The organism is Azospirillum sp. UENF 312511 (assembly GCF_058780635.1).
In genome coordinates, this window is the sequence record NZ_JBSNCG010000003.1 from 1385655 (window position 1) to 1406142 (window position 20488).

22 protein-coding genes and 1 riboswitch are annotated in these 20488 nt (G+C 69.6%); of the genes, 11 read left to right on the top strand and 11 right to left on the bottom strand.

Translation table 11 applies throughout. From position 1 onward, the window contains the following. Positions 1–25 precede the first annotated feature (25 nt). Positions 26–907 (top strand): DUF1848 domain-containing protein, encoded by an 882-nt coding sequence (locus ACWPN7_RS17870; RefSeq protein ID WP_459196158.1) that lies wholly within the window; start codon positions 26–28, stop codon positions 905–907. A 33-nt stretch (positions 908–940) separates the two neighbouring features. On the opposite strand, the gene ACWPN7_RS17875 is transcribed toward ACWPN7_RS17870, so the two are convergent. The 3 genes from ACWPN7_RS17875 to hrcA form a co-directional block, all read right to left on the bottom strand. Continuing rightward, the gene (locus tag ACWPN7_RS17875) at positions 941–1306 is read right to left on the bottom strand and encodes a response regulator (RefSeq protein WP_014239024.1); all 366 of its coding nucleotides are present in this window, start codon (positions 1304–1306) and stop codon (positions 941–943) included. A gap of 292 nt (positions 1307–1598) precedes the next feature. Continuing rightward, the gene (gene grpE / locus ACWPN7_RS17880) at positions 1599–2207 is read right to left on the bottom strand and encodes a nucleotide exchange factor GrpE (RefSeq protein ID WP_094301315.1); all 609 of its coding nucleotides are present in this window, start codon (positions 2205–2207) and stop codon (positions 1599–1601) included. A 79-nt stretch (positions 2208–2286) separates the two neighbouring features. Then, entirely contained in the window at positions 2287–3327 is a 1041-nt protein-coding gene (hrcA, locus tag ACWPN7_RS17885) for a heat-inducible transcriptional repressor HrcA (RefSeq protein WP_094301316.1), read from the bottom strand. Between the two features lie 164 nt (positions 3328–3491). Here hrcA and rph point away from each other — a divergent pair, with 164 nt between their 5' ends. From rph to ACWPN7_RS17910, 5 genes are all read left to right on the top strand, one after another. Further along, positions 3492–4211 carry a ribonuclease PH gene (gene rph / locus ACWPN7_RS17890; protein WP_459196157.1) on the top strand — a complete coding sequence of 240 codons (720 nt, stop codon included), beginning with the start codon at positions 3492–3494 and terminating at the stop codon, positions 4209–4211. Positions 4212–4355: 144 nt separating this feature from the next. Then, positions 4356–4958 carry an RdgB/HAM1 family non-canonical purine NTP pyrophosphatase gene (gene rdgB, locus ACWPN7_RS17895; RefSeq protein WP_349619085.1) on the top strand — a complete coding sequence of 201 codons (603 nt, stop codon included), beginning with the start codon at positions 4356–4358 and terminating at the stop codon, positions 4956–4958. Next, the gene (hemW, locus tag ACWPN7_RS17900; protein ID WP_492273402.1) at positions 4946–6112 is read left to right on the top strand and encodes a radical SAM family heme chaperone HemW; all 1167 of its coding nucleotides are present in this window, start codon (positions 4946–4948) and stop codon (positions 6110–6112) included. Before rdgB ends, hemW begins: the two co-directional genes overlap by 13 nt. A 188-nt stretch (positions 6113–6300) precedes the next feature. Then, positions 6301–7992, top strand: a complete 1692-nt coding sequence (locus ACWPN7_RS17905; RefSeq protein ID WP_459196155.1) for a methyl-accepting chemotaxis protein — start codon at positions 6301–6303, stop codon at positions 7990–7992. Between the two features lie 33 nt (positions 7993–8025). Further along, entirely contained in the window at positions 8026–8532 is a 507-nt protein-coding gene (locus ACWPN7_RS17910) for a dihydrofolate reductase (protein WP_459196154.1), read from the top strand. Here ACWPN7_RS17910 and ACWPN7_RS17915 read toward each other — a convergent pair. Beyond that, entirely contained in the window at positions 8516–8758 is a 243-nt protein-coding gene (locus ACWPN7_RS17915) for a hypothetical protein (protein WP_451990894.1), read from the bottom strand. The two genes, ACWPN7_RS17910 and ACWPN7_RS17915, sit on opposite strands and share 17 nt — an antisense overlap. Positions 8759–8853: 95 nt before the next feature. On the opposite strand from ACWPN7_RS17915, the gene ACWPN7_RS17920 reads away from it, so the two are divergent. Then, positions 8854–9192 carry a helix-turn-helix domain-containing protein gene (locus tag ACWPN7_RS17920; protein WP_492273403.1) on the top strand — a complete coding sequence of 113 codons (339 nt, stop codon included), beginning with the start codon at positions 8854–8856 and terminating at the stop codon, positions 9190–9192. Between the two features lie 187 nt (positions 9193–9379). On the opposite strand, the gene gshB is transcribed toward ACWPN7_RS17920, so the two are convergent. From gshB to rsmI, 4 genes are read right to left on the bottom strand one after another with little or no spacing between them, the layout of a single operon-like run. After that, complete coding sequence (gshB, locus tag ACWPN7_RS17925; protein WP_456530378.1) at positions 9380–10336, bottom strand: glutathione synthase; 957 nt, start codon at positions 10334–10336, stop codon at positions 9380–9382. Between the two features lie 35 nt (positions 10337–10371). After that, the gene (locus ACWPN7_RS17930; RefSeq protein WP_038530071.1) at positions 10372–11205 is read right to left on the bottom strand and encodes a SirB1 family protein; all 834 of its coding nucleotides are present in this window, start codon (positions 11203–11205) and stop codon (positions 10372–10374) included. Between the two features lie 33 nt (positions 11206–11238). Next, on the bottom strand, positions 11239–11607 hold the full coding sequence (locus ACWPN7_RS17935; protein WP_459196153.1) for a YraN family protein: 369 nt from the start codon (positions 11605–11607) through the stop codon (positions 11239–11241). Next, positions 11604–12545, bottom strand: a complete 942-nt coding sequence (gene rsmI / locus ACWPN7_RS17940) for a 16S rRNA (cytidine(1402)-2'-O)-methyltransferase (RefSeq protein WP_372441531.1) — start codon at positions 12543–12545, stop codon at positions 11604–11606. The genes ACWPN7_RS17935 and rsmI overlap by 4 nt, the downstream gene beginning before the upstream one ends. Between rsmI and ACWPN7_RS17945 the strand changes: the two genes are divergently transcribed. Continuing rightward, positions 12539–13729, top strand: coding sequence for a penicillin-binding protein activator (locus ACWPN7_RS17945; RefSeq protein WP_459196152.1), 1191 nt, complete (start codon positions 12539–12541; stop codon positions 13727–13729). The two genes, rsmI and ACWPN7_RS17945, sit on opposite strands and share 7 nt — an antisense overlap. Before the next feature lie 88 nt (positions 13730–13817). Here the strand turns inward: ACWPN7_RS17945 and ACWPN7_RS17950 are convergent, their stop codons facing one another. After that, positions 13818–14333 carry a phasin family protein gene (locus ACWPN7_RS17950; RefSeq protein WP_014239009.1) on the bottom strand — a complete coding sequence of 172 codons (516 nt, stop codon included), beginning with the start codon at positions 14331–14333 and terminating at the stop codon, positions 13818–13820. Positions 14334–14443: 110 nt separating this feature from the next. Continuing rightward, positions 14444–15652, bottom strand: a complete 1209-nt coding sequence (gene metZ / locus ACWPN7_RS17955; protein ID WP_014239008.1) for an O-succinylhomoserine sulfhydrylase — start codon at positions 15650–15652, stop codon at positions 14444–14446. Between the two features lie 76 nt (positions 15653–15728). Next, positions 15729–15808, bottom strand: a riboswitch (SAM riboswitch). A gap of 126 nt (positions 15809–15934) precedes the next feature. Between metZ and ACWPN7_RS17960 the strand changes: the two genes are divergently transcribed. Both ACWPN7_RS17960 and ACWPN7_RS17965 read left to right on the top strand, forming a co-directional pair. Then, the gene (locus ACWPN7_RS17960) at positions 15935–16447 is read left to right on the top strand and encodes an STAS domain-containing protein (protein WP_051658021.1); all 513 of its coding nucleotides are present in this window, start codon (positions 15935–15937) and stop codon (positions 16445–16447) included. A 77-nt stretch (positions 16448–16524) separates the two neighbouring features. After that, positions 16525–16722, top strand: coding sequence for a hypothetical protein (locus ACWPN7_RS17965; protein WP_149649971.1), 198 nt, complete (start codon positions 16525–16527; stop codon positions 16720–16722). Positions 16723–17098: 376 nt separating this feature from the next. Here ACWPN7_RS17965 and mutS read toward each other — a convergent pair whose 3' ends face one another. Then, on the bottom strand, positions 17099–19777 hold the full coding sequence (mutS, locus tag ACWPN7_RS17970; protein ID WP_459196184.1) for a DNA mismatch repair protein MutS: 2679 nt from the start codon (positions 19775–19777) through the stop codon (positions 17099–17101). Between the two features lie 171 nt (positions 19778–19948). Between mutS and ACWPN7_RS17975 the strand changes: the two genes are divergently transcribed. Next, on the top strand, positions 19949–20485 hold the full coding sequence (locus ACWPN7_RS17975; RefSeq protein WP_051658022.1) for a hypothetical protein: 537 nt from the start codon (positions 19949–19951) through the stop codon (positions 20483–20485). The last annotated feature ends 3 nt before the right edge of the window (positions 20486–20488 follow it).

Below are 20488 nucleotides of genomic sequence, written 5' to 3' on the forward strand. Positions count from 1 at the left end.
CCCGCCGAGCCACCATGGTCCGGCGATGATCATTTCCGCCAGCTACAAGACGGACATCCCCGCCTTCTACGGGCGCTGGTTCCTGAACCGGCTGGAGGCCGGGCACTGCCGCATGGTCAACCCCTATGGCGGCCAGACCTACCGCATCGGGCTGAGCCGCGCAGAGGTCGACGGCTTCGTCTTCTGGACCAAGAATCTCGGCCCCTTCCTGCCGACGCTGGAGGAGGTGTCGGAACGCGGCTTTCCCTTCGTCGTCCAGTACAGCATCACCGGCCTGCCCACCGCTCTGGAGCGCTCCGTCCCCGACGCGGAGCGCGCGGTGGAGCATATGGCCCGGCTGTGCGACCGCTGGGGGCCGCGCGCCGCCGTCTGGCGCTACGACCCCATCGTCACAGCAGACGCCACACCGCCGTCCTGGCACCGCGAGACCTTCGCCCGGCTGGCCGCCCGGATGCGCGGCCTGACCGACGAGGCGGTGGTCTCCTTCCTCCAGCCTTACCGCAAGACGGCGCGCAATCTGGACGCCGCCGGTGTGCCCTGGCGCGACCCGGACCCGGAGGAGAAGCGCGCCCTTCTGGCCGATCTGGCCGGCATCGCCGCGGACCACGGCATGACGCTGGCGCTGTGCACCCAGCCGGAACTGGCCGGTGTTCCCGGCACGGAGCCGGCCCGCTGCGTCGACGCGCAACGGCTGTCCGACGTCGCCGGGCGGCCCGTCGCGGCCAGGGAGAAGGGCAACCGCGCCGGCTGCCTGTGCGCGGAAAGCCGCGACATCGGGGAGTACGACACCTGCCCGCACGGCTGCCTCTACTGCTACGCCGTCGCCAACCGCAACACGGCGCAACGGCGCTTCGCCGCTCACGATCCGGAGGGGGAGTTCCTGTTCACGCGGGAGCGGGCGGGGTAAGGCACCCGGCCCGCCGTCTCGTCGCCTTCCCGGTTACGGGCAGACCTTCTTCACGGTCTCGACCAGCTTGTCCGGGTTGAAGGGCTTGACCAGCCAGCCTGTGGCCCCGGCCTCGCGGCCGGCGGTCTTCTTGGCGGGGTCGGCCTCGGTGGTCAGCAGCAGGACGGGGGTCGCGCGGTTGAGCGCGCTGCCGCGGATGGCCCGGGTCAGGGCCAGACCGTCCATGCCCGGCATGTTCAGGTCGGTGATGATGCAGTCGAACTTCTGACGGTTGACCTCCGCCAGACCGGCGGTGCCGTCCGCCGCCTCGGTGACGCCATAGCCGGCGTTGCGCAGCGTGAAGGCGACCATGTCGCGGATGGTCTTGGAATCGTCGACGGTCAGAATGGTCTTGGCCACGGGTCCGGTTCCCTGAATGAGCGGCCGCCCGGAACGGGCAATTCACGGGGCGCCGCGAGACTCCCCGACGCGGATCGGGGTTGCGATGCGAATAGGCGAAGGACCAGCCCGGCGCAAGCCCTTCGGTACGCAAAGGATCGCGGGTGGACACTCATTCGGAAACCGCCGGACGAAAAAAAGCGGCGCGGCGGACCATGCCGCCGCGCCGCCGCAAGAGACGTGCCGCCTGCCATCCGGAGAGCGGCCGTTCCATCCCTCCAGAGGAGGGTCGGGCTATTCGTCCAAAGGACGGTCAGGCTTTCGTATCGACGTGCTGGCCGCCCATTTCGTGAGGACCGGCCTTGGCGACGCCCACCATGGCCTCGCGCAGCAGGCGGCCGTGGATGGTGTAGCCGGGCTGGAGCACCTGCACGACGGTGCCGGCGGGCTTGCCGGTGTTCTCGATCTCGAACATCACCTGATGGAAGTTCGGGTCGAACAGCTCGCCGGTCGGGTCGATCTTCTTGATGCCCGCACGCTCGAAGGCGGAGATGAGCTGGCGCTCCGTCGCCTCCACGCCCACGGAGAGGCCCTTCAGCACCTCGTCGTTCTCGCGGCCCTCGGCGGGGACGGCCTCCAGCGCGCGGCGCAGGTTGTCGGCCACCGTCACCAGCTCCTTGGCGAAGCTGGACACGGCGAACTTGCTGGCGTCCTCGCGGTCGCGCTGGGCGCGGCGGCGGGTGTTCTCCACCTCGGCCATCTGGCGCAGGAGCTGGTCCTTCAGGCTGGCAACCTCGGCCTCAAGCTGGGCCACGCGATCCCCGGCACCGGCGTCCGCAGCCTTGTCCTGGGCGGCCTTGTCCTGGACGGCTTCGGTCTGCTCCACCTCGGCTTCGGCGGGCTTGTTCTGCTCTTCGCTCATGGCTCTCTCGTTGTCGTCTTGGGTCGTCGTCTGATGGGGTATGGGTGAAGCATTGCCAAGGTCGTCACACGACAGGTCGTCACCCGACAAGGCGGCTGATGACCTTGGCTGTATAATCCACAAGCGGGATGATCCGGGCATAATTGATGCGGGTCGGGCCGATCACGCCGATGGCGCCGATCACCTGCTCGCGGCTGTTCTGGAACGGCGAGATGATCAGCGAACAGCCGGAATGGCCGAACAGCACATTCTCCGCGCCGATGAAGATCTGCACCCCGTCGCCCTTCCCGGTGGCGTCGAGCAGGCGCAGCATGGTCTCCTTGGTCTCCAGCGCCTCGAACAGGGCGCGCACGCGCTCCAGGTCCGACAGGGCGGTGACGTCCTCCAGCAGCTTCGCCTGGCCGCGCACGATGAGCTGGCCGCTGTTCTGCCCGCCGCTGCCCGCCCAGGTGGCAAGACCGGCGGAGACCACACGCTGCGACAATTCGTCCAGCTCGGTCTTCTGGTCCTCGATCTCGCGCAGGACGGCCTGCCGCGCCTCGTCCAGCGTGCGGCCGACCAGCTTCGCGCTGAGGAAGTTGGAGACCATCTGCAGCGTCGCGGCGGGCACGCCGACCGGAACCTCGATGACGCGGTTCTCGACCAGCCCGTCCTCGTTGACCAGCACGACCAGCGCCCGGCCGGGGGCCAGCGAGACGAACTCGATGTGCTTCAGCGGCCGGTCGGTCTTCGGCGCCACCACCAGCCCGGCGCAGTGCGACAGGCCGGACAGCAGGGTGGACGCCTCGCCCAGCACGTCCTGCAGCGACCGCCCGGAGGAGGCGCATTTCGCCTCGATGGAGCCGCGCTCGTCCTCGGTCAGGCTGCCGATCTCCAGCAGGCCGTTGACGAACAGGCGCAGACCGGCCTCGGTCGGGATGCGGCCGGCGGAGGTGTGGGGGGCGTAGAGCAGCCCCTGCTCCTCCAGGTCGGCCATGACGTTGCGGATGGTCGCGGGCGACAGGGCCATGCCGAGCCTCCGCGAGATCGTGCGCGAGCCCACCGGCTCGCCGGTCGCCACATAGGCGTCGACGATCAGCCGGAAGATCTCGCGGGACCGTTGGTTCAGCTCGGTGATCATGGCGGGGCGGGGACCGGACGATGCTGTTGGGGCACGGAAAGGGGCGTCCCGAATTTAGGCAGGTGTCCGCGCTGAATCAACGTGCGCCCCGGTTGCGCGCTGGACGGCGGGGGCGGCGGGCGCTAGCTTGCCGCCGATTTCAACAAATTCGCGGATCATGCCCGATGCGTCCCTCCGGCCGCGCCCACGACCAGTTGCGCACCATTTCCCTTGAGCCCCATTTCAGCAAGCACGCCGAGGGGTCCTGCCTGGTGCGGTTCGGCGACACGCACGTCCTGTGCACCGCCAGCGTGGACGAGGGCGTTCCCCGCTTCCTGAAGAACACCGGCCTCGGCTGGGTCACCGCCGAATACGGCATGCTGCCGCGCTCCACCCACAGCCGCACCGACCGCGAGGCTGCCAAGGGCAAGCAGTCGGGCCGCACCCAGGAGATCCAGCGCCTGATCGGCCGCGCGCTGCGCGCCGTCACCGACCGCGCCGCCATGGGCGAGAAGCAGATCAAGATCGACTGCGACGTCATCCAGGCCGACGGCGGCACCCGCACCGCCGCCATCACCGGCAGCTTCGTCGCCCTGCATCTGGCCTTCCAGCATCTGATGCAGATCGGCGCGCTCAAGACCATGCCGCTGACCGACCATGTGGCTGCCGTCTCCTGCGGCATCTACAAGAACACCAGCGTGCTGGACCTCGACTACGCCGAGGATTCGACCGCGCAGGCCGACGCCAACTTCGTGCTGACCGGCAACGGCGGCATCGTCGAGGTGCAGGGCACCGCCGAGGAGCGCCCCTTCGCCGAGCCGCAGTTCATGGAGCTGCTGGCGCTCGCCCGCAAGGGCATCGATGAGCTGGTGGCCTTGCAGAAGGCGGCGATCGCGGTGAAGTAAAGGCGCGGTTGCGCTTGCCCCTCCCTGACCCTCCCCCGCTTTCGCAGGGGAGGGGAAATCGGCCCTCCCCTGCGAAAGCGGGGGAGGGAGGGACCCGCGAAGCGGGAGGGTGGGGGCAACCCGCTGTGACAGAAGGAACTCCCCATGACCACGCCTCCCCGCCGCTTCACGGGCGGCACGCTGGTGATCGCCAGCCACAACAAGGGCAAGGTCCGCGAGATCGCGGCGCTGCTCGGTCCCTACGCCGCCTCCTTCGTGTCCGCGGGCGAGCTTGGCCTGCCCGAGCCGGAGGAGACGGGGACCAGCTTCGTCGCGAACGCCGAGCTGAAGGCCCTGGCCGCCGCCAAGGCGGGGCACGTCGCGCTGGCCGACGACAGCGGGATGGTGGTGCCGGCGCTGAACGGCGATCCCGGCATCTACTCCGCCCGCTGGGCCGGTCCGGAAAAGGATTTCCAGATGGCCATGGGCAAGGTCGAGGACGGGCTGAAGGGCCAGACCGACCGCAGCGCCTGGTTCGTCTGCGCCCTGTCGCTCGCCTGGCCGGACGGCCATGTCGAGACGGTGGAAGGCCGGTGCCCCGGCACCCTGGTCTGGCCGCCGCGCGGCGCGCATGGTTTCGGTTACGATCCGATGTTCAAGCCGGACGGCCACGACATCACCTTCGGCGAGATGGACCCGGCCAAGAAGCACGAGATGAGCCACCGGGCCGACGCCTTCCGCCAGCTTGTGGAGCGATGCTTCAAGTGACTCCTGATCCTGGCTTCGGGATCTACATCCACTGGCCCTTCTGCAAGGCGAAGTGCCCGTACTGCGACTTCAACAGCCACGTCCGCGACCGGGTCGAGCATGACCGCTGGCGCGCCGCGCTGGTGCGGGAGCTGGATCATTACGCGGACGCAACGACTGGCCGCCGGGTCACCTCCGTCTTCTTCGGGGGCGGCACGCCGTCGCTGATGGAGCCGGCGACGGTCGGCGCCGTGCTGGAGCGCATCGCCGCCCGCTGGACGGTCGGCGACGACCTGGAAGTGTCGCTGGAGGCCAACCCGACCTCGGTCGAGGCCGACAAGTTCCGCGCCTTCCGCGCCGCCGGGATCAACCGCCTGTCGATGGGCATCCAGGCGCTGGACGACACCGCGCTGAAGTTCCTCGGCCGCCAGCACAGCGCGGCGGAGGCGACCGGCGCCATCGCGCTGGCCGCCCGGACCTTCCCCCGCTTCAGCTTCGACCTGATCTACGCCCGCCCCGGCCAATCCGTCGCGGCCTGGGAGGCGGAGCTGACCCAAGCGCTCGACCACGCGGTCGGCCATCTGTCGGTCTACCAGCTGACCATCGAGGAGGGCACGGCCTTCTTCCCCCTGCACGCGCGGGGCGATCTGGTGCTGCCCGACGAGGATCTGGCCGGCGACCTCTACGAGGCGACGCAGAGCCTGCTCGACCGCGCCGGGCTGCCCGCCTACGAGATTTCCAACCACGCCCGCCCCGGCGAGGAGAGCCGCCACAACCTGACCTACTGGCGCTACGGCGATTACGTCGGCGTCGGTCCCGGCGCCCACGGCCGGCTGACGCTGGACGGCGAGAAATTCGCCACCCGCGCCCACCGCGCCCCGGAAATCTGGCTGGAGCGGGTGGAGCGCGACGGCCACGGCGCCGCCGCCCCCGAGCCGGTCGCCCGCGAGTCCCGCGGGTCGGAACTGCTGATGATGGGGCTGCGCCTGCGCGAGGGGGTGGCCCGCGCCCGGCTGGTCGAGGAGACCGGCCGCGACCTCGACGGGCTGGTCGATCCCGCCGCGCTGGAGCGTCTGGTGGCCGGCGGTTTCCTGGAGGTCGGCAAGGACACGTTGCGCGCCACGCATGAGGGGCGGCAGCGGTTGAACGCCGTGCTGGGGGTCCTTCTGGCCTGACCGCGCCAATACCCGCAAATGTGGTGTGACAAAGGCGCCCAGTGCCCGGTGCGCCCCGCATTCTTATACATCCGTTTATAAGTTTCCTGTGACTGTCGATCATTCTTGGAGTCCCGGCAAAGACAAGGGCAAACAACCGCCGCTTGCCGGGACGCGGGACAGGGCAGACAGTTGCAGGCAGACATCCCATGACCCTCACGAAGCTTTCCATTCGGGCCAAGCTGTGGGCGCTCGTCGTCGCGGCTTCGGTCGCATCCTTCGCCATCGCCGGTGCCGGCCTTTATCTCAATTACAGCCGAATGCACGCCGACCGGCTGGACACGCTGCACAGCATCGTGGAAACCGGGGTCACCCTGGCCACCACGCTGGAGGCGGACGCCGCCGCCGGCAAGATCACCCGCGACGAGGCGCAGGCGCGCTTCAAGGCGGCGGTGGCCGGCATCCGCTACGCCGGCGGCAAGGAGTATCTCTTCGCCCACACCATGGACGGCTACGGCTTCGCCCACGTCAACGCCAAGCTGATCGGCGCCGACGTCAAGCCGCTGAAGTCGGCCAACGGCGTCCACATGATCGTGGAGTTCATCCGCATGGTCCGCGCCACCGGCGACGGCCTGCTGGAGTACGACTGGCCGCGCACGGTCGGCGGCAGCGATCTGGCGGTGAAGCTGGGCTATGTCCGCGGCTTCGAACCGTGGAACATCTTCATCGGCACCGGCATCTTCATCGACGACATCCGGGCCGCCTTCCTGGACCAGCTGCGGACGCTGGCCTTCGTCATCCTGGCGCTGGCGGTGCCGGCCGTCGGCCTGATCGCCTGGGTCGGCACCGACATCAGCCGGGTGCTGCGCGGGCTGGGCGCCAAGATGCGCTCGCTGGCCGACGGCGACCTGAACACCCGCTTCCCCGAGGCGGAGCGCGGCGACGAGATCGGCGCCATGGCCAAGGCCGTGCTGGTCTTCCAGACCAACGCCCGCGACAAGCAGCGGCTGGAGGCCGAGCAGGCCGCCTCGGCCCAGCGCGCCGGGGAGGAGAAGCGCCGCGCCATGCTGGCGCTGGCCGCCAGCTTCGAGCAGAGCATCGGCGCCGTCGTCCGCACCGTGTCCGACGCGGCGGCGACGATGGAGGAGCGCGCAGCCGAGATGAACCGCGCCGCCGCCCAGACCGACGAGCTGGCGACTTCGGTCGCCGCGGCGACCGAGCAGACCTCCGCCAACGTGCAGACCGTGGCCGCCGCGTCGGAGGAGCTGGCCGGCTCGATCCAGGAGATCAGCCGTCAGGTCGCCGAGTCGTCGCGCATCGCGGGCGAGGCGGTCACCCTCAGCGGGCGGGCCAACGACAAGGTCGGCGGATTGGCCGAGGCGGTGCAGAAGATCGGCGCGGTGGTGCAGCTCATCAACGACATCGCCAGCCAGACCAACCTCCTGGCGCTCAACGCAACCATCGAGGCGGCGCGTGCGGGCGAGGCCGGCAAGGGCTTCGCCGTGGTGGCGAGCGAGGTCAAGGCGCTGGCCAACCAGACCGCCAAGGCGACCGAGGAGATCGCCGCCCAGGTCGCCAACATCCAGTCCGTGACCGGTGACGCGGTCGGCGAGATCCAGGGCGTGACCCAGGTCATCCTGCGGGTGAACGAGATCGCCACCTCCATCGCCTCCGCGGTCGAGGAGCAGGGGGCGGCGACCCGCGAGATCAGCCGCAACGTCCAGGAGGCGGCGGGCGGCACGCAGGAGGTGTCGGCCAACATCACCGGCGTCACCGGTGCCGCGACCCAGAGCGGCGCCACCGCCCGCGACGTGCTGGAGATGTCGCGCCAGCTCGGCCACCAGCTCGACACGCTGCACCGCGAGGTCGGGGGCTTCCTCCAGCAGCTTCGCGCGGCGTAAGGTGGGGTGAACGGGACGGGAAAAGGGGTTGGGATGCGCATCAGTCTGGTGGTGGCCGCCGCGCGCAACGGCGTGATCGGCCGCGACGGCACCCTGCCCTGGTCCCTGCCCGGCGACCTCAAGCGCTTCCGGGAGCTGACGATGGGCAAGCCGGTCCTGATGGGCCGGCGCACCTGGGAGTCGCTCCCCCGCAAGCCCCTGCCCGGCCGCGACAACCTCGTGGTCAGCCGCAGCGTCCCAGCGGGCGAGCGGGACGGCGCGCGCTGGTTCGGCGGCCTCGACGCGGCGCTGGACTGGTGCCACAGCCGCAGCGTTCCGGAGATCAGCGTGATCGGCGGCGCCGAACTGTTCCGCGAAACCCTGCCGCTCGCCGACATCGTCCACCTGACCCGCGTCGAACAGGATGTGGAGGGCGACACCGTCATGCCCCCGCTGGGGCCGGAGTGGGTGGAGACGGAGCGCGGCCCGCTGCTGACCGAGAACGGCCTGAATTACCGGTACCTGGACCTCGTACGGCGCCCCGTCAGCGCTGGGGCGTGAGCGCGACGATCGACAGCCCGCCCCACAGCAGCGCCAGTCCCATGCTCACAATGGCGTCGAATTGCAAATCCACCACTTCCAGATACAAGTGCATCTGGTTCAGGCTCCCAAGCACCCCGAGCGAGGGCTGGTAGCCGTTCATCATCGGGAACGCCATGACCGGCATCATCACGCCCCACACGACCATCAGCCGGCCCAGCAGATAGAATGGATCGAATGGCAGCATATCGGGTTGTTCCTTCCAAACCTGCCTCGGATTTTTACTGATAATCCGAGTTCAGCTCGGTGGTCAACCACTCTGGCCGGGAGGAAAGTCCGGCCATGGACCGAAAAATCGCATTTGGACTACAACTCCGCGCCATTCGGAAAGCGCAGGGCATGTCGCAGGAGCAGTTTGCCGAATTGCTCGACCGGTCCCCTGACGCTGTCTCGAACATGGAACGTGGCATCAACCTGCCGAGCGTAGAGACGCTGATCCGGTTGAGCGACAAGCTCGACATTCCACTTGGACATTTGTTCGCCGCGCTCGATGCGGTCGAGGGCACCGATGGGAAACGGGTTTCTTTGGAGTCGGCCTTGGCCGAAAACGCACGACGCCTGACTCTCCGCGATCTGGAAATCGCTCTGAAACAGATCGAGGCGTTTCCGAAGGGCGATTAGCTTTTCGTCTGGAACTACCGTCAGGCCATTGCAACGCCCTTGATAACCCTCGCCCCTCTGGGGAGAGGGTGGCCCGCAGGGCCGGTGAGGGGGATGTGCGTGGTGGTGCGTCCGGCAGAAGCGCAACCCCCTCACCCTAACCCTCTCCCCAGAGGGGAGAGGGGATTTCCATTTTAAATGGAATAGCTTAAGCTCCCTTGTTCTCCCGATGCCGGCGCTCGATGGCGTCCCACAGGGTGGCCTCCAGCGCCGACCCGTCGAGCCGGTTGATCTCCTGGATGCCGGTGGGCGAGGTCACGTTGATCTCGGTCATGTAGTCGCCGATCACGTCGATCCCGACGAAGACCAGACCCTTCTCGCGCAGCACCGGGCCGATGGCCTTGCAGATCTCCTGCTCGCGCGGGGTCAGCTCCGTCTTCTTGGCGCTGCCGCCGGCGTGGAAGTTGGCGCGGGCCTCGCCCTCCTGGGGCATGCGGCTGACCGCGCCGGCGGGCTCGCCGTCGATCAGGATGATGCGCTTGTCGCCCTGGCGGATCTCCGGCAGGTACTTCTGCACGATCACCGGCTCGCGGTAGAGCTGGGTGAACAGCTCCAGCAGCGAGCCCAGGTTTTCGTCGTCCGGCTTCAGGTGGAAGACGCCGGCCCCGCCGTTGCCGAACAGCGGCTTGACGATGATGTCCTTGTGCTGCGCCCGGAAGTCCAGGACGGCCTGCTTGTCGCTGGTGATCAGCGTCGGCGGCATCAAGTCGGGGAAATGGGTGACGAACAGCTTCTCCGGCGCGTTGCGCACCTCCGCCGGGTCGTTCAGCACCAGCACCTTGGGCTGGATGTGCTCCAGCATGTGGGTGGCGGTGATGTAGGCCATGTCGAAGGGCGGGTCCTGGCGCATCAGCACCACGTCCATGGTCGACAGGTCGACGATCCGCGGCTCGCCCAGCGTGTAGTGGGCGCCCTTCCGGCGGACCACGGTCATCTCGCGCACGCGGGCGGTCAGGACGTTGCCGGTCAGGCTGAGGTCGCGCGGGTGGTAGTGGTAGAGCGTGTGCCCGCGCTTCTGCGCCTCAAGCGCCATCATGAAGCTCGAGTCGGTGTCGATGTTGATGGACTCGATGGGGTCCATCTGGAAGGCGACGGCGAGGCTCATCCTGCGGGTCTCCGGAACGGGCTTTTGAAATGGGGTCAGTTCAGTTGGTTCTTGAGCTGCTGGATCAGCGCGGCGACCTGATGGCGGTGCCGTTCGCTGGCGGTCAGCTCCAGGAAGGTTTCCAGCGCGGCGATGGCGGCGGCGAGGTTGCCATTGTGGGCCTCCAGAAGGCCGGTTTCCCGCCACAGCGACGCCTCGGCCGGGGCGAACAGCCGCATCGCCTCCAGCACCTCCAGCGCGCGCGGCACGTCACGGGCGGAGAGGTGGCGCAGCTTGATGTTGTTCTGCAGCCGCAACAAAATCTCGCGGTTGGACACCGTCTGGTAATGGCCGGGCTCCAGCTCCGCGGCGCTGCCGGCGGTGGCCTTCAGCAGGTCGCGCAGGTCCACGGCGGTGCGCACCTGCCCCTCGTTGAAGGGGTCGAGGATGGCGCGGGCGCCGTCGGCCTCCAACCGCACCAGGAAATGGCCGGGGAAGTTTAGCCCCAGCATCGTCCAGCCCTGCGAGCGGGCGGCGTGCAGGTACAGGATGCCCAGCGCCACCGGCAGGCCGCGGCGGCGGTCGATGACGCGCAGCAGGTTGGCGTTCTGCAGGTCGTCGTAGGTTTCCTGGTCGCCGGCGTAGCCGTGGCGCTCCACGATGACCTCGTGCAGCCAGGAGATGCGGGCCTCCAGCCCGTCGAGGGTGGGCGAGACGCGCTCCGCCAGATCGTGGGCGATGTCGGCGAGGTGACGGCGGTAGTCGGCCAGCGCGGCGCCCGGCACCTCCAGCGCGCCCAGCGCCAGGGCGGCTTCAGCCAGATCGATCTGCTCGTCCGGCTGCTGCCCCACGCGGCGCAGGATGTCACGGGCCTCGGCGCGGCTGGTCACGGGCGGCGTCCTTCCTCTTCTTCAGCCTTCGCGTCAGGCCCGCCACGCGTCCGGGACGTGGCGCGGCCACGACCAAGGGGTAACGAGCATGACGTCGAAGCGCAAGACATAGCCGGCATAGCGGGGGTTGGCCCCCAGATAGGCGTGGGCGGCGCGGGCGAGGCGGCCCCGCTGGCGGGCGTTGACCGCCTCGTTCGCGGTGTCCCAGTCGCCACGGGCCTTGACCTCGACGATCGCCAGAGTGTCGCCCCGCCGGGCCACGATGTCGATCTCTCCCATGGGTGTGCGCAGGCGGCTTTCCAGGATGCGGTAACCCTTCAGCCTCAGCGCCAGCCGGCAGAGCTGCTCGGCGTAGCGGCCGTAATTCTCGGCCCGGCGGCGCAGGGCGTCCGGCGCGCTCATGGTTTTCCCTCCCGCGACAGCTCCAGCGCGCGGGCGTAGACGGTCCGCTTGTTCTGGCCGGTGCGGGCGGCCACGTCGGCGGCGGCGTCGCGGACCGACAGGCGGGTCAGCGCCTCGCGCAGCAGGGCATCCACGTCGGCCTCGGACGGGGTGGCCTCCTCGCCGGGCGGGCCGATGACCAGCACGACCTCGCCCTTCGGCGGGCCGGCCCCGGCGTAATGGGCCGCCAGCTCCGGCAGGGTGCCGCGCCGCACCTCCTCGTAGAGCTTGGTCAGCTCCCGCGCCACCGCGGCCTCCCGCGCGCCCAGGATGTCGGCGAGGTCGGCCAGCGACTCGGGCAGGCGCTGAGGCGACTCGAAGAAGACCAGCGTGGCCGGAACGCCCTTCAGCTCCCCGGCGGCGGCGCGCCGCGCGCTGCTCTTGTTGGGCAGGAAGCCGGCGAACAGGAAGCGGTCGGTCGGCAGGCCGGACAGCACCAGCGCCGCCAGCGGGGCGGAGGCGCCGGGCAGCGTGGTGACCGCCACCCCCTCCGCCACGCACTCGCGCACCAGCTTGTAGCCGGGGTCGGAGACCAGCGGCGTGCCGGCGTCGGTGACCAGCGCGATGGACTCGCCCGCTTTCATGCGGCCGATCAGGACCGGACGCATCTTTGCCGCGTTGTGTTCATGATAGGAGACGAAGGGCGTGTGGATGCCATGGATGCCCATCAGCTTCGCCGTCACCCGCGTGTCCTCGCAGGCGATGGCGTCGGCGCGGCGCAGCGTGTCGAGCGCGCGCAGCGTGATGTCGGCGGCGTTGCCGATGGGGGTGGCGACCACATAAAGGCCGGCGCCGAGTTTACTTGCGGCCCTCGGCTCGCTACCTTCAGCGTCACCAGAGACGCCGGGCCCGGAAACGGGCTCGGGCGCCGGACCGGATGTGGAGATCGTTGGTGGCACGCTTGACGACACCTTTCTCGCGCGCTTGGGGGCAGCAGGCTGCCGCCGCCCTGTTGGTCGTTGGCACGCTTTCGGCCTGCTCGACTGTAAAGGCCCCGGCGCCGCCGACTCAAGCGCCGCAAGCGCCCGTCGCCGCCGTTCCGGCCGCCCCGCAGACCTTGAAGGTGGCGATCCTGCTGCCGCTGTCCGGGTCCAGCGCCGCCATCGGGCAGGCCATGCTGGAGTCGGCGCAGATGGCGCTGTTCGATCTGGCCGGCGACCGGTTCGAGCTGCTGCCCCGCGACACCAAGGGTACGCCCACCGGCGCCGCCGACGCGGCGCGGCAGGCCATCGCCGAGGGGGCGAGCCTGATCCTCGGCCCGCTGTTCGCCGCCGACGTGGCCGCGGTGAAGCCGGTCGCCCAGTCCGCGGGCGTGGACGTTCTGGCCTTCACCAACGACTGGACCCAGGCCGGCAACGGCACTTATGTGCTGGGCTTCGTGCCCGCCGATCAGGTCACCCGCGTGATCGGCTTCGCCCGCTCGCGCGGTGCGACGCGCTACGTCGCGCTGGCCCCGCGCACCGCCTACGGCGACGCCGTGGTCAACGCCGTGCAGGCGGCCTCGCGCCAGTTCGGCGGGCAGGTGGCGCAGGTGGAGCGCTACGACCCGGCGGTGACCGACCTCGCCCAGCCGGCGCGGCAGGTGACCCAGGCCGGCGTTCAGCCGCAGGCGGTCATGCTGGCCGAAGGCGGGCCGCGCGCCCAGGGTCTGGCGTCGGCGCTGTCCGCCAACGGGCTGAACACCCAGCAGGTCAAGCTGCTCGGCACCGGCCTGTGGGACGAGCCCGGCCTGGGCCAGGAACCCGCTCTGGCCGGCGCCTGGTTCGCCGCCCCGGCCCCGCAGAGCCGCGCCGACTTCGAGGCGCGTTTCGAAAGGACCTACGGGCGCAAGCCGCCGCGCATCGCCACCCTGTCCTACGACGCCACGGCCATCGCCGCGGTGCTGGCCAAGATGCCCGACGCGGCGGGCCGCTTCGACCGCGCGGCGCTGAACAACCCCAACGGCTTCGAAGGCATGGACGGCGTCTTCCGCCTGCGCGCGGACGGCGTCGTGGAACGCGGTCTGGCCGTTCTGGAGGTCACCCCGAGCGGCCCGCGCGTGATCGATCCCGCCCCGTCCAGCTTCGAAGTGCTGGGGCAGTGATCGCAAGGCGCTGAAGAGAGCGTTCAACCGCGGCGGCGCAAAGGCACGAAGGAGATCGTGTCTTGGGCCGTCGCGGTGAACCGCGAACTTAACCGTGCTGCTTCGCCAGACGGCGGGCGTTGGCGCGGACGGTGCGGTAGGCGGGAGTCATGCCGGCCTGGGTCAGGGCCGTGGCCGACTCGACCATGTAGAGCGCGGCGTGGATGCCGGCCTCGACCGTCTCGGTGACGGTGCGGCGTTGCAGTTCCATCAGGTCGACGGGGTTGCGGCACTGGCCGAGGCCGGTCACCATCACCATGGCGGCCTGAAGCTGGCCCTGCATCAGGGTCATCCAGGCCTGCTGCATTTCCCCGATGCCCTTGGCGACGGCGTGGGTGGCCTCCACCATCGCCTCCACCTTCTCGGAGCCCATGCGGACGAACTCCGGGTTGGCGAGGTCGATGGGGTTGTTCATCGCCGCCGCCATCATCGCGGTTCGGTAGCCGATCGTCTGGGCCGCCGCCACCCCCATCTCGCCCGTCTTGACGCCGGTCCGGGTCAGATCGCCCGCCACCGTCAGAAAGCGCTGCGTCGGTTCGCCGTTGCCGGCCTTGCGTCTCGCCATTCGCTCCACCTCACCAAAGGACCCGACCGGAGCAAAGGCCCCGGCCGGGCCAAAAAACTGTGACCCGGACGCCAACGCTGCACTGCAGCATTTGGTTCCGGGTCCAGTCTTTACAGGGAAGCGAGCGCGCGGTCGAGATCTTCAACGATGTCCTGGGCGTCCTCCAGCCCGACGGACAGGCGGAGCAGGTTCGGACGGATGTTCGCCGCCGCCTTCTCCTCGACCGTCAGCTTGGAGTGGGTGGTGGTGTCGGGGTGGGTGATCAGGCTCTTGGAGTCGCCCAGGTTGTTGGAGATCATCACCATCCGCAGGTCGTTCAGGGCGCGGAAGGCTTCCTCCTTGCCGCCCTTCAGGAAGATCGACAGCATGGTGCCGCCGCCGGTCATCTGGCTGCGGACGAGGTCGTGCTGCGGGTGGCTGGCCAGACCCGGATAGAGCACCCGCTCCACCTTCGCGTGGCCTTCCAGGAACTCCGCCACCGTCAGGGCCGCCGCGCTCTGCGCCGACACGCGCAGCTCCAGCGTCTCCAGCCCCTTCAGCAGCAGCCAGGCGTTGAAGGGCGAAATGGTCGGGCCGGTGTGGCGCAAATAGGGATGGATCACGTCCGACCCGTACTGCTTGTCGTTGGTCAGGATGATGCCGCCCAGACAGCGGCCCTGGCCGTCGATGTGCTTGGTCGCCGAATAGATGACGACGTCGGCCCCCATCTCGAACGGGCGCTGCAGCACCGGCGTGGCGAAGGCGTTGTCGACCACCACCTTGGCCCCGGCCTTATGGGCGAGAGCACTGACCGCGCGCAGGTCGACGACCTCCAGCCCCGGGTTGCTGGGCGTCTCCAGGAAGACGACCTTGGTCGGCTTGGCCAGCGCCTCTTCCCACTGGGACAGGTCGGTGCCGTCGACGAAGACCGCCTCGACCCCGAAGCGGGCCGACAGCTCCTTGATCACCCAGTAGCAGGAGATGAACAGCGAGCGGGGCGCCACGATGCGGTCGCCGGTGCGCAGGTTCGACCACAGGGCGCCGTGCACCGCGGCCATGCCGCTGGTCGTGGCGTAGGCCCAGGCCGCTCCCTCATACTCGCACAGCCGGTCCTCGAACATCGCCGTGGTCGGGTTGCGGAAGCGCGAATAGACGTGGCGGGAGCCGTCGTTGACGAAGGCGCTCTCCGCCTCCTCCGCCGAGCCGTAGACGAAGCCGGAGGTCTGGTAGAGCGCCTCGCAGGTCTCGTCGAAGGACGAGCGGCGGACGCCGCCATGGACCAGACGGGAGCGCGGGCGAAGCCCCGCGACGTTCGGATTGCGATGATCGGTGCGCGCCATGGCCGCTGTGTCTCCTGTGTCCGCCGGCGGGGCAGACCGGCACAACAAAAAACGCCCCGACCGATCGGGTCGAGGCGCGGACGCGGCTCGGACCTTTTTAGCGGGTTGTTTTACGTGGCCCGCAAGCCGGTCGACCAAATCACCACGTACCCCCGCTTGTAGGACCGCCGCGCCGCGGCGTCAAGGGACAAGGGGCCGTGACAAAAAGGGGGCACCCTGCGTCAACATCGCGCAGGACCGCAGGCCGCCGACCGCTTGCCCAGGGAAGGCCCGGACCGGATCATGGCCGCCGGACGTCAGGAAGGGGTGCGGACCGTGCAGTATCGCAAGGAGCAGGAGCGGCACTTCACCCGTCTGGTGTTCACCGGGCGCTTCACCAGCCAGGACGCCGGCCCGGTGCGGCAGGCCATCGCCGACGTGACGGGCGGGCCGGAGCGCCGCCACCTCCTCGATCTGACCGGGCTTGAGTTCATCGACAGCACGGGCGTCGGCCTGCTGCTGGTGATGAATGGGGAGGCCCTGTCGGCGGGCAAGGCCCTGTCGCTGCTCTGCGCCTCCGGGCAGGTGCGCAAGGTGGTCGACCTGACCCGCATCGCCATGATCATCCCGGTGCACGAGACGGTGACCGATTATATCGCCGCCAGCGTGCCCGAGGCCCTGCTGGCCGCCACCCATCCCTGCGCGCCGGGCGAGGACCCCATGGCCGTCGCCGCCCGCGCGCTGCACGCCAAGCCGGTCCTGCCGCCCGCGAGCGCCCCGCCGGACGCTTCCGACCGGGACGGCGCTTCCGGGTAAGGCGGCTCGCAGCGCGGGCGCGGGCTTCCCATCTGAAGCATCGGACAGAGTCCGTTCCGCGTTGGGGGAGGCACCGAATGGTTCATCTGCACAAGTCGCTGGAATCAGAAGCGTCCAAGGCCGCCGAGCGGGAGGGCCGCTCGCTCGACCAGTTCGTAAACGAGGCGGTGGAGGAGAAGCTGCGCCACGCGCAACGCCCCGCTTCCCAACGTCATGTCACCCCCATCCGCGACCGCGGCGCCCCGATGGACGAGGACGCCGTGGAACGGGCGTAGCGCTCATGGGATGACCTTGGGGATGGGATTGCGGCGGCTGTGGTTCAGCGCTATATTTCCCGTACCAGTGGTCAATAGACGACACCTCCGGTACCGCGCGCTCGGAAAGGCCAATGGCCGGAACGGCGTGCACACGAAAAGAGGGGCGGCGCTGCTACGCCGCCCCTCCGTCGTCTGGGTTACAGCACGGCGACGAGCAGCGCGAGGATCGCGACGACCGTCTGAATGACCGTGCAGATCACCAGCACCTTACCAGGGGTCAATAAACACACCCCCTTTCCGCCGCTTGGATGACAACGCCCCTTGCCCATGGCACGGGACGCTGCGGCGGCGGGTTTTCATACAACGGCGTGTATTTCTTCGCAAATATTCCCGTTTATGAGAGCAATCCCCGCAGACGATACAACTCGTCGAGCGCTTGCCGCGGCGTCAGGCTGTCCGGGTCGATGGACTTCAGCGCCTCCTCCACCCGCGACGGCTCGGGCGGGGCGGCGGGGGACGCCGCCGGGGCGGGCGGCGGTCGCTTCAGGGCGGCGCTGAACAGCGGCAGATCCTCGGCCAGACGGTGGATGGCGGCGTTCTGGTCGCCCGATTCCAGGATGGTCAGCACCTCCTCGGCGCGGCCCACCACGGCGCCGGGCAACCCGGCCAGCTTCGCCACATGGATGCCGTAGCTGCGGTCCGCCGCCCCCGCCGTCACCTCGTGCAGGAAGACCACGTCGCCTTGCCATTCCTTGATGCGCATGGTGTGGCAGGACAGGCCCGGCAGCTTGCCGGCCAGCATGGTCAGCTCGTGGTAGTGGGTGGCAAACAGCGCGCGGCAGCGGTTGACGTCGTGCAGATGCTCCACGCAGGCCCAGGCGATCGACAGGCCGTCGAAGGTTGCCGTGCCGCGCCCGATCTCGTCCAGAATGACCAGCGCGCGCTCGCCGGACTGGTTCAGGATGGCCGCCGTCTCCACCATCTCCACCATGAAGGTGGAGCGGCCGCGCGCCAGATCGTCGGCAGCCCCCACGCGGCTGTAGAGCCGGTCCACCACCCCGATGTGGGCGCTCTCCGCCGGCACGAAACCGCCCATCTGGGCCAGCACGGCGATCAGCGCGTTCTGGCGCAGGAAGGTAGATTTACCGGCCATGTTCGGACCGGTCAGCAGCCACAGCCGGTTGTCCGGGGCGAGGTCGCAGTCGTTGGCGACGAAGGGCCCGGCGTTGCCGGCGTCCAGCACCGCCTCCACCACCGGGTGGCGTCCGCCCTTGATCGAGAAGGCGAGGCTGCCGTCCACCACCGGCCGGCGGTAGCGCCGCTCCGCCGCCAGCTCGGCCAGCGAGGCGGCGACGTCCAGCGCGGCCAGCGCGTGGGCGGCCTGGGCGATGGCCTCGGCGCGGCTGGTCACCTCCTCCACGAGGTCGTTGAACAGCTCCAGCTCCACGGCCAGCGCCTTGTCGGCGGCCTCGGAGATGCGGCGCTCCAGGTCCGACAGCTCGACCGTGCCGAAGCGCACGGCGTTCGCCATGGTCTGGCGGTGCATGAAGACCTCGCGCCCCTTCTCGGACATCAGCTTGTCCGCGTGGGTCGCCGTCACCTCGATGTGATAACCCAGCACGTTGTTGTGCTTGATCTTCAGCGCCGGCACCCCGGCGATGCCGGCGTATTTGACCTGAAGCCCGGCGATCAGCCGCCGGCTCTCGTCGCGCAGGGTCACCAGCTCGTCCAGCGCGTAGGAATAGTCGCGCGCGATGAAGCCGCCGTCGCGGGCGAGCAGCGGCAGCTCCGGCGCCAGCGCCTGGGTCAACTGATTGACCAGCTCGCTGTGCTCGCCCAGCCCCTTGGCCACGGCGCCCAGCCCGTCGGGCAGCGGGCCGCCGGGATGGCCGTTGAGCAGCAGGCGGATGGCCGAGGCCTGGGCCAGACCGTCGCGCACCGCCGCGAGGTCGCGTGGACCGCCGCGCCCCAGCGTCAGGCGGGACAGGGCGCGCTCCAGGTCCGGGCAGCGGCGCAGCGCTTCGCGCAGGTCGCCGCGCAGCCGCTCCTCGTTCAGAGCGAACTCGACCATGTCCAGCCGTTTGGCGATGGCCGCGGGGTTGGTCAGCGGCGCCGAGAGCTGGGCGGCGAGCAGACGCGCGCCCGCCCCGGTCACCGTGCGGTCGATGGTGGCGAGCAGGCTGCCGCGCCGGTCGCCGGTCAGGGTGCGGGTCAGCTCCAGGTTGCGGCGGGTCGCCGCGTCGATCTCCATGACGGCGCCGGGGCCGAGCCGGCGCGGCGGCGACAGGCGCGGCACGCGGCCCTTCTGCGTCAGTTCCACATAGGCGACCAGAGCGCCGGCCGCCGCCACCTCGGCGCGGGAGAACTGGCCGTAGGCGTCCAGCGTGCCGACGCCGTAGAGGGTGAGCAGCCGCTGCCGCCCGTTCTCGCTGTCGAAGCGCGGGGTCGGCTGCACGGTCAGGCGGGACTTCCACTCGCCCCACAGCTCGTAGAGGTCGGGGCTCTGGCACAGCTTCTCGGAGACCAGAACCTCCTGCGGGTCGAGGCGGCCGAGCGCCGCGCCCAGCCCGGCGCGCTCCACCGGCTGCACCACCAGTTCGCCGGTGGACAGCTCCAGCCAGGCCAGCCCGAGCCCGCCCGCCGCTTCCGCCACCGCGGCCAGCCAGTTGGAGGCGCGGGAGTCGAGCAGGCTGTCCTCGGTCAGCGTGCCGGGGGTGACGATGCGGATGACGCCGCGCTTCACCACCGACTTGGAGCCGCGCTTCTTGGCCTCCGCCGGGTCCTCCATCTGCTCGCAGATGGCGACGCGGAAGCCCTGGCGGATCAGGCGCTGCAGGTAGGATTCATGGCTGTGGACCGGGACGCCGCACATCGGGATGTCCTCGCCCAGATGCTGGCCGCGCTTGGTCAGCGCGATGTCCAGCGTCCGGGCGGCGTTCACCGCGTCCTCGAAGAACATCTCGTAGAAATCGCCCATCCGGTAGAACAGCAGGCAGTCGGGATGGGCCTGCTTGATCTCCAGATACTGCGCCATCATCGGAGTGGCGTCGGGGGGAATGGTGATGGGCGACATGGTGGCGGGCGCGTCGGACACGGGTCTTCAACCGGTTGCGTTGTGTCGGGCAAGGTCGGGCCGGCACCCTAGCACGCCCGCGCTGGTGCCGCGATGACCGCTTCGTTAGACTGTTCGATGCCCGTAGAACGAGCAAGCAGAACGAGCAAGCCGAAGCTGAAGGAGACCGCCGTGACGCAAGCGCCCGACAACACTGATGGCCGGACCACGGACGGCCAGGACACCGTCCGGGAGGTGCGCGAGGTCGTCGCCCTGTTCAAGACCCGCGAGGCGTTCGACAAGGCCGTGGCCGCCCTTCTGGACGCCGGCTTCGACCGCGACGACCTGTCGGTTCTGGCCAGCCACACCTCGCTGGAGGCCGCCGACCAGCGCCCGCCGGCCCCGTCGGACGAGGCCCTGACCGGCTTGGTGGGTGAGCTGAAATACGCCTTCCCGCTGACCACCGCCGGGCTTCTCGCCATCGTCGGCGGACCGATCGCCGCGCCGCTGGCGGCCATCGTCGCCGCCGGCCTGGGCGGCGTCGCCATCAAGGATTACCTGGACGAGCTGACCAGCCACCCCGACACCGACGAGTTCAGCCGCGCGCTGGAGGCCGGCGGCGTCATCCTGTGGGTGCGCACCGCCGAGGTGGAGGACGAGGTCGAGGCCGCCGAGATTCTCGAAGGCAACGGCGGCGCCAACATCCACCTGTCGGTGCGCGAGGAATAGGCG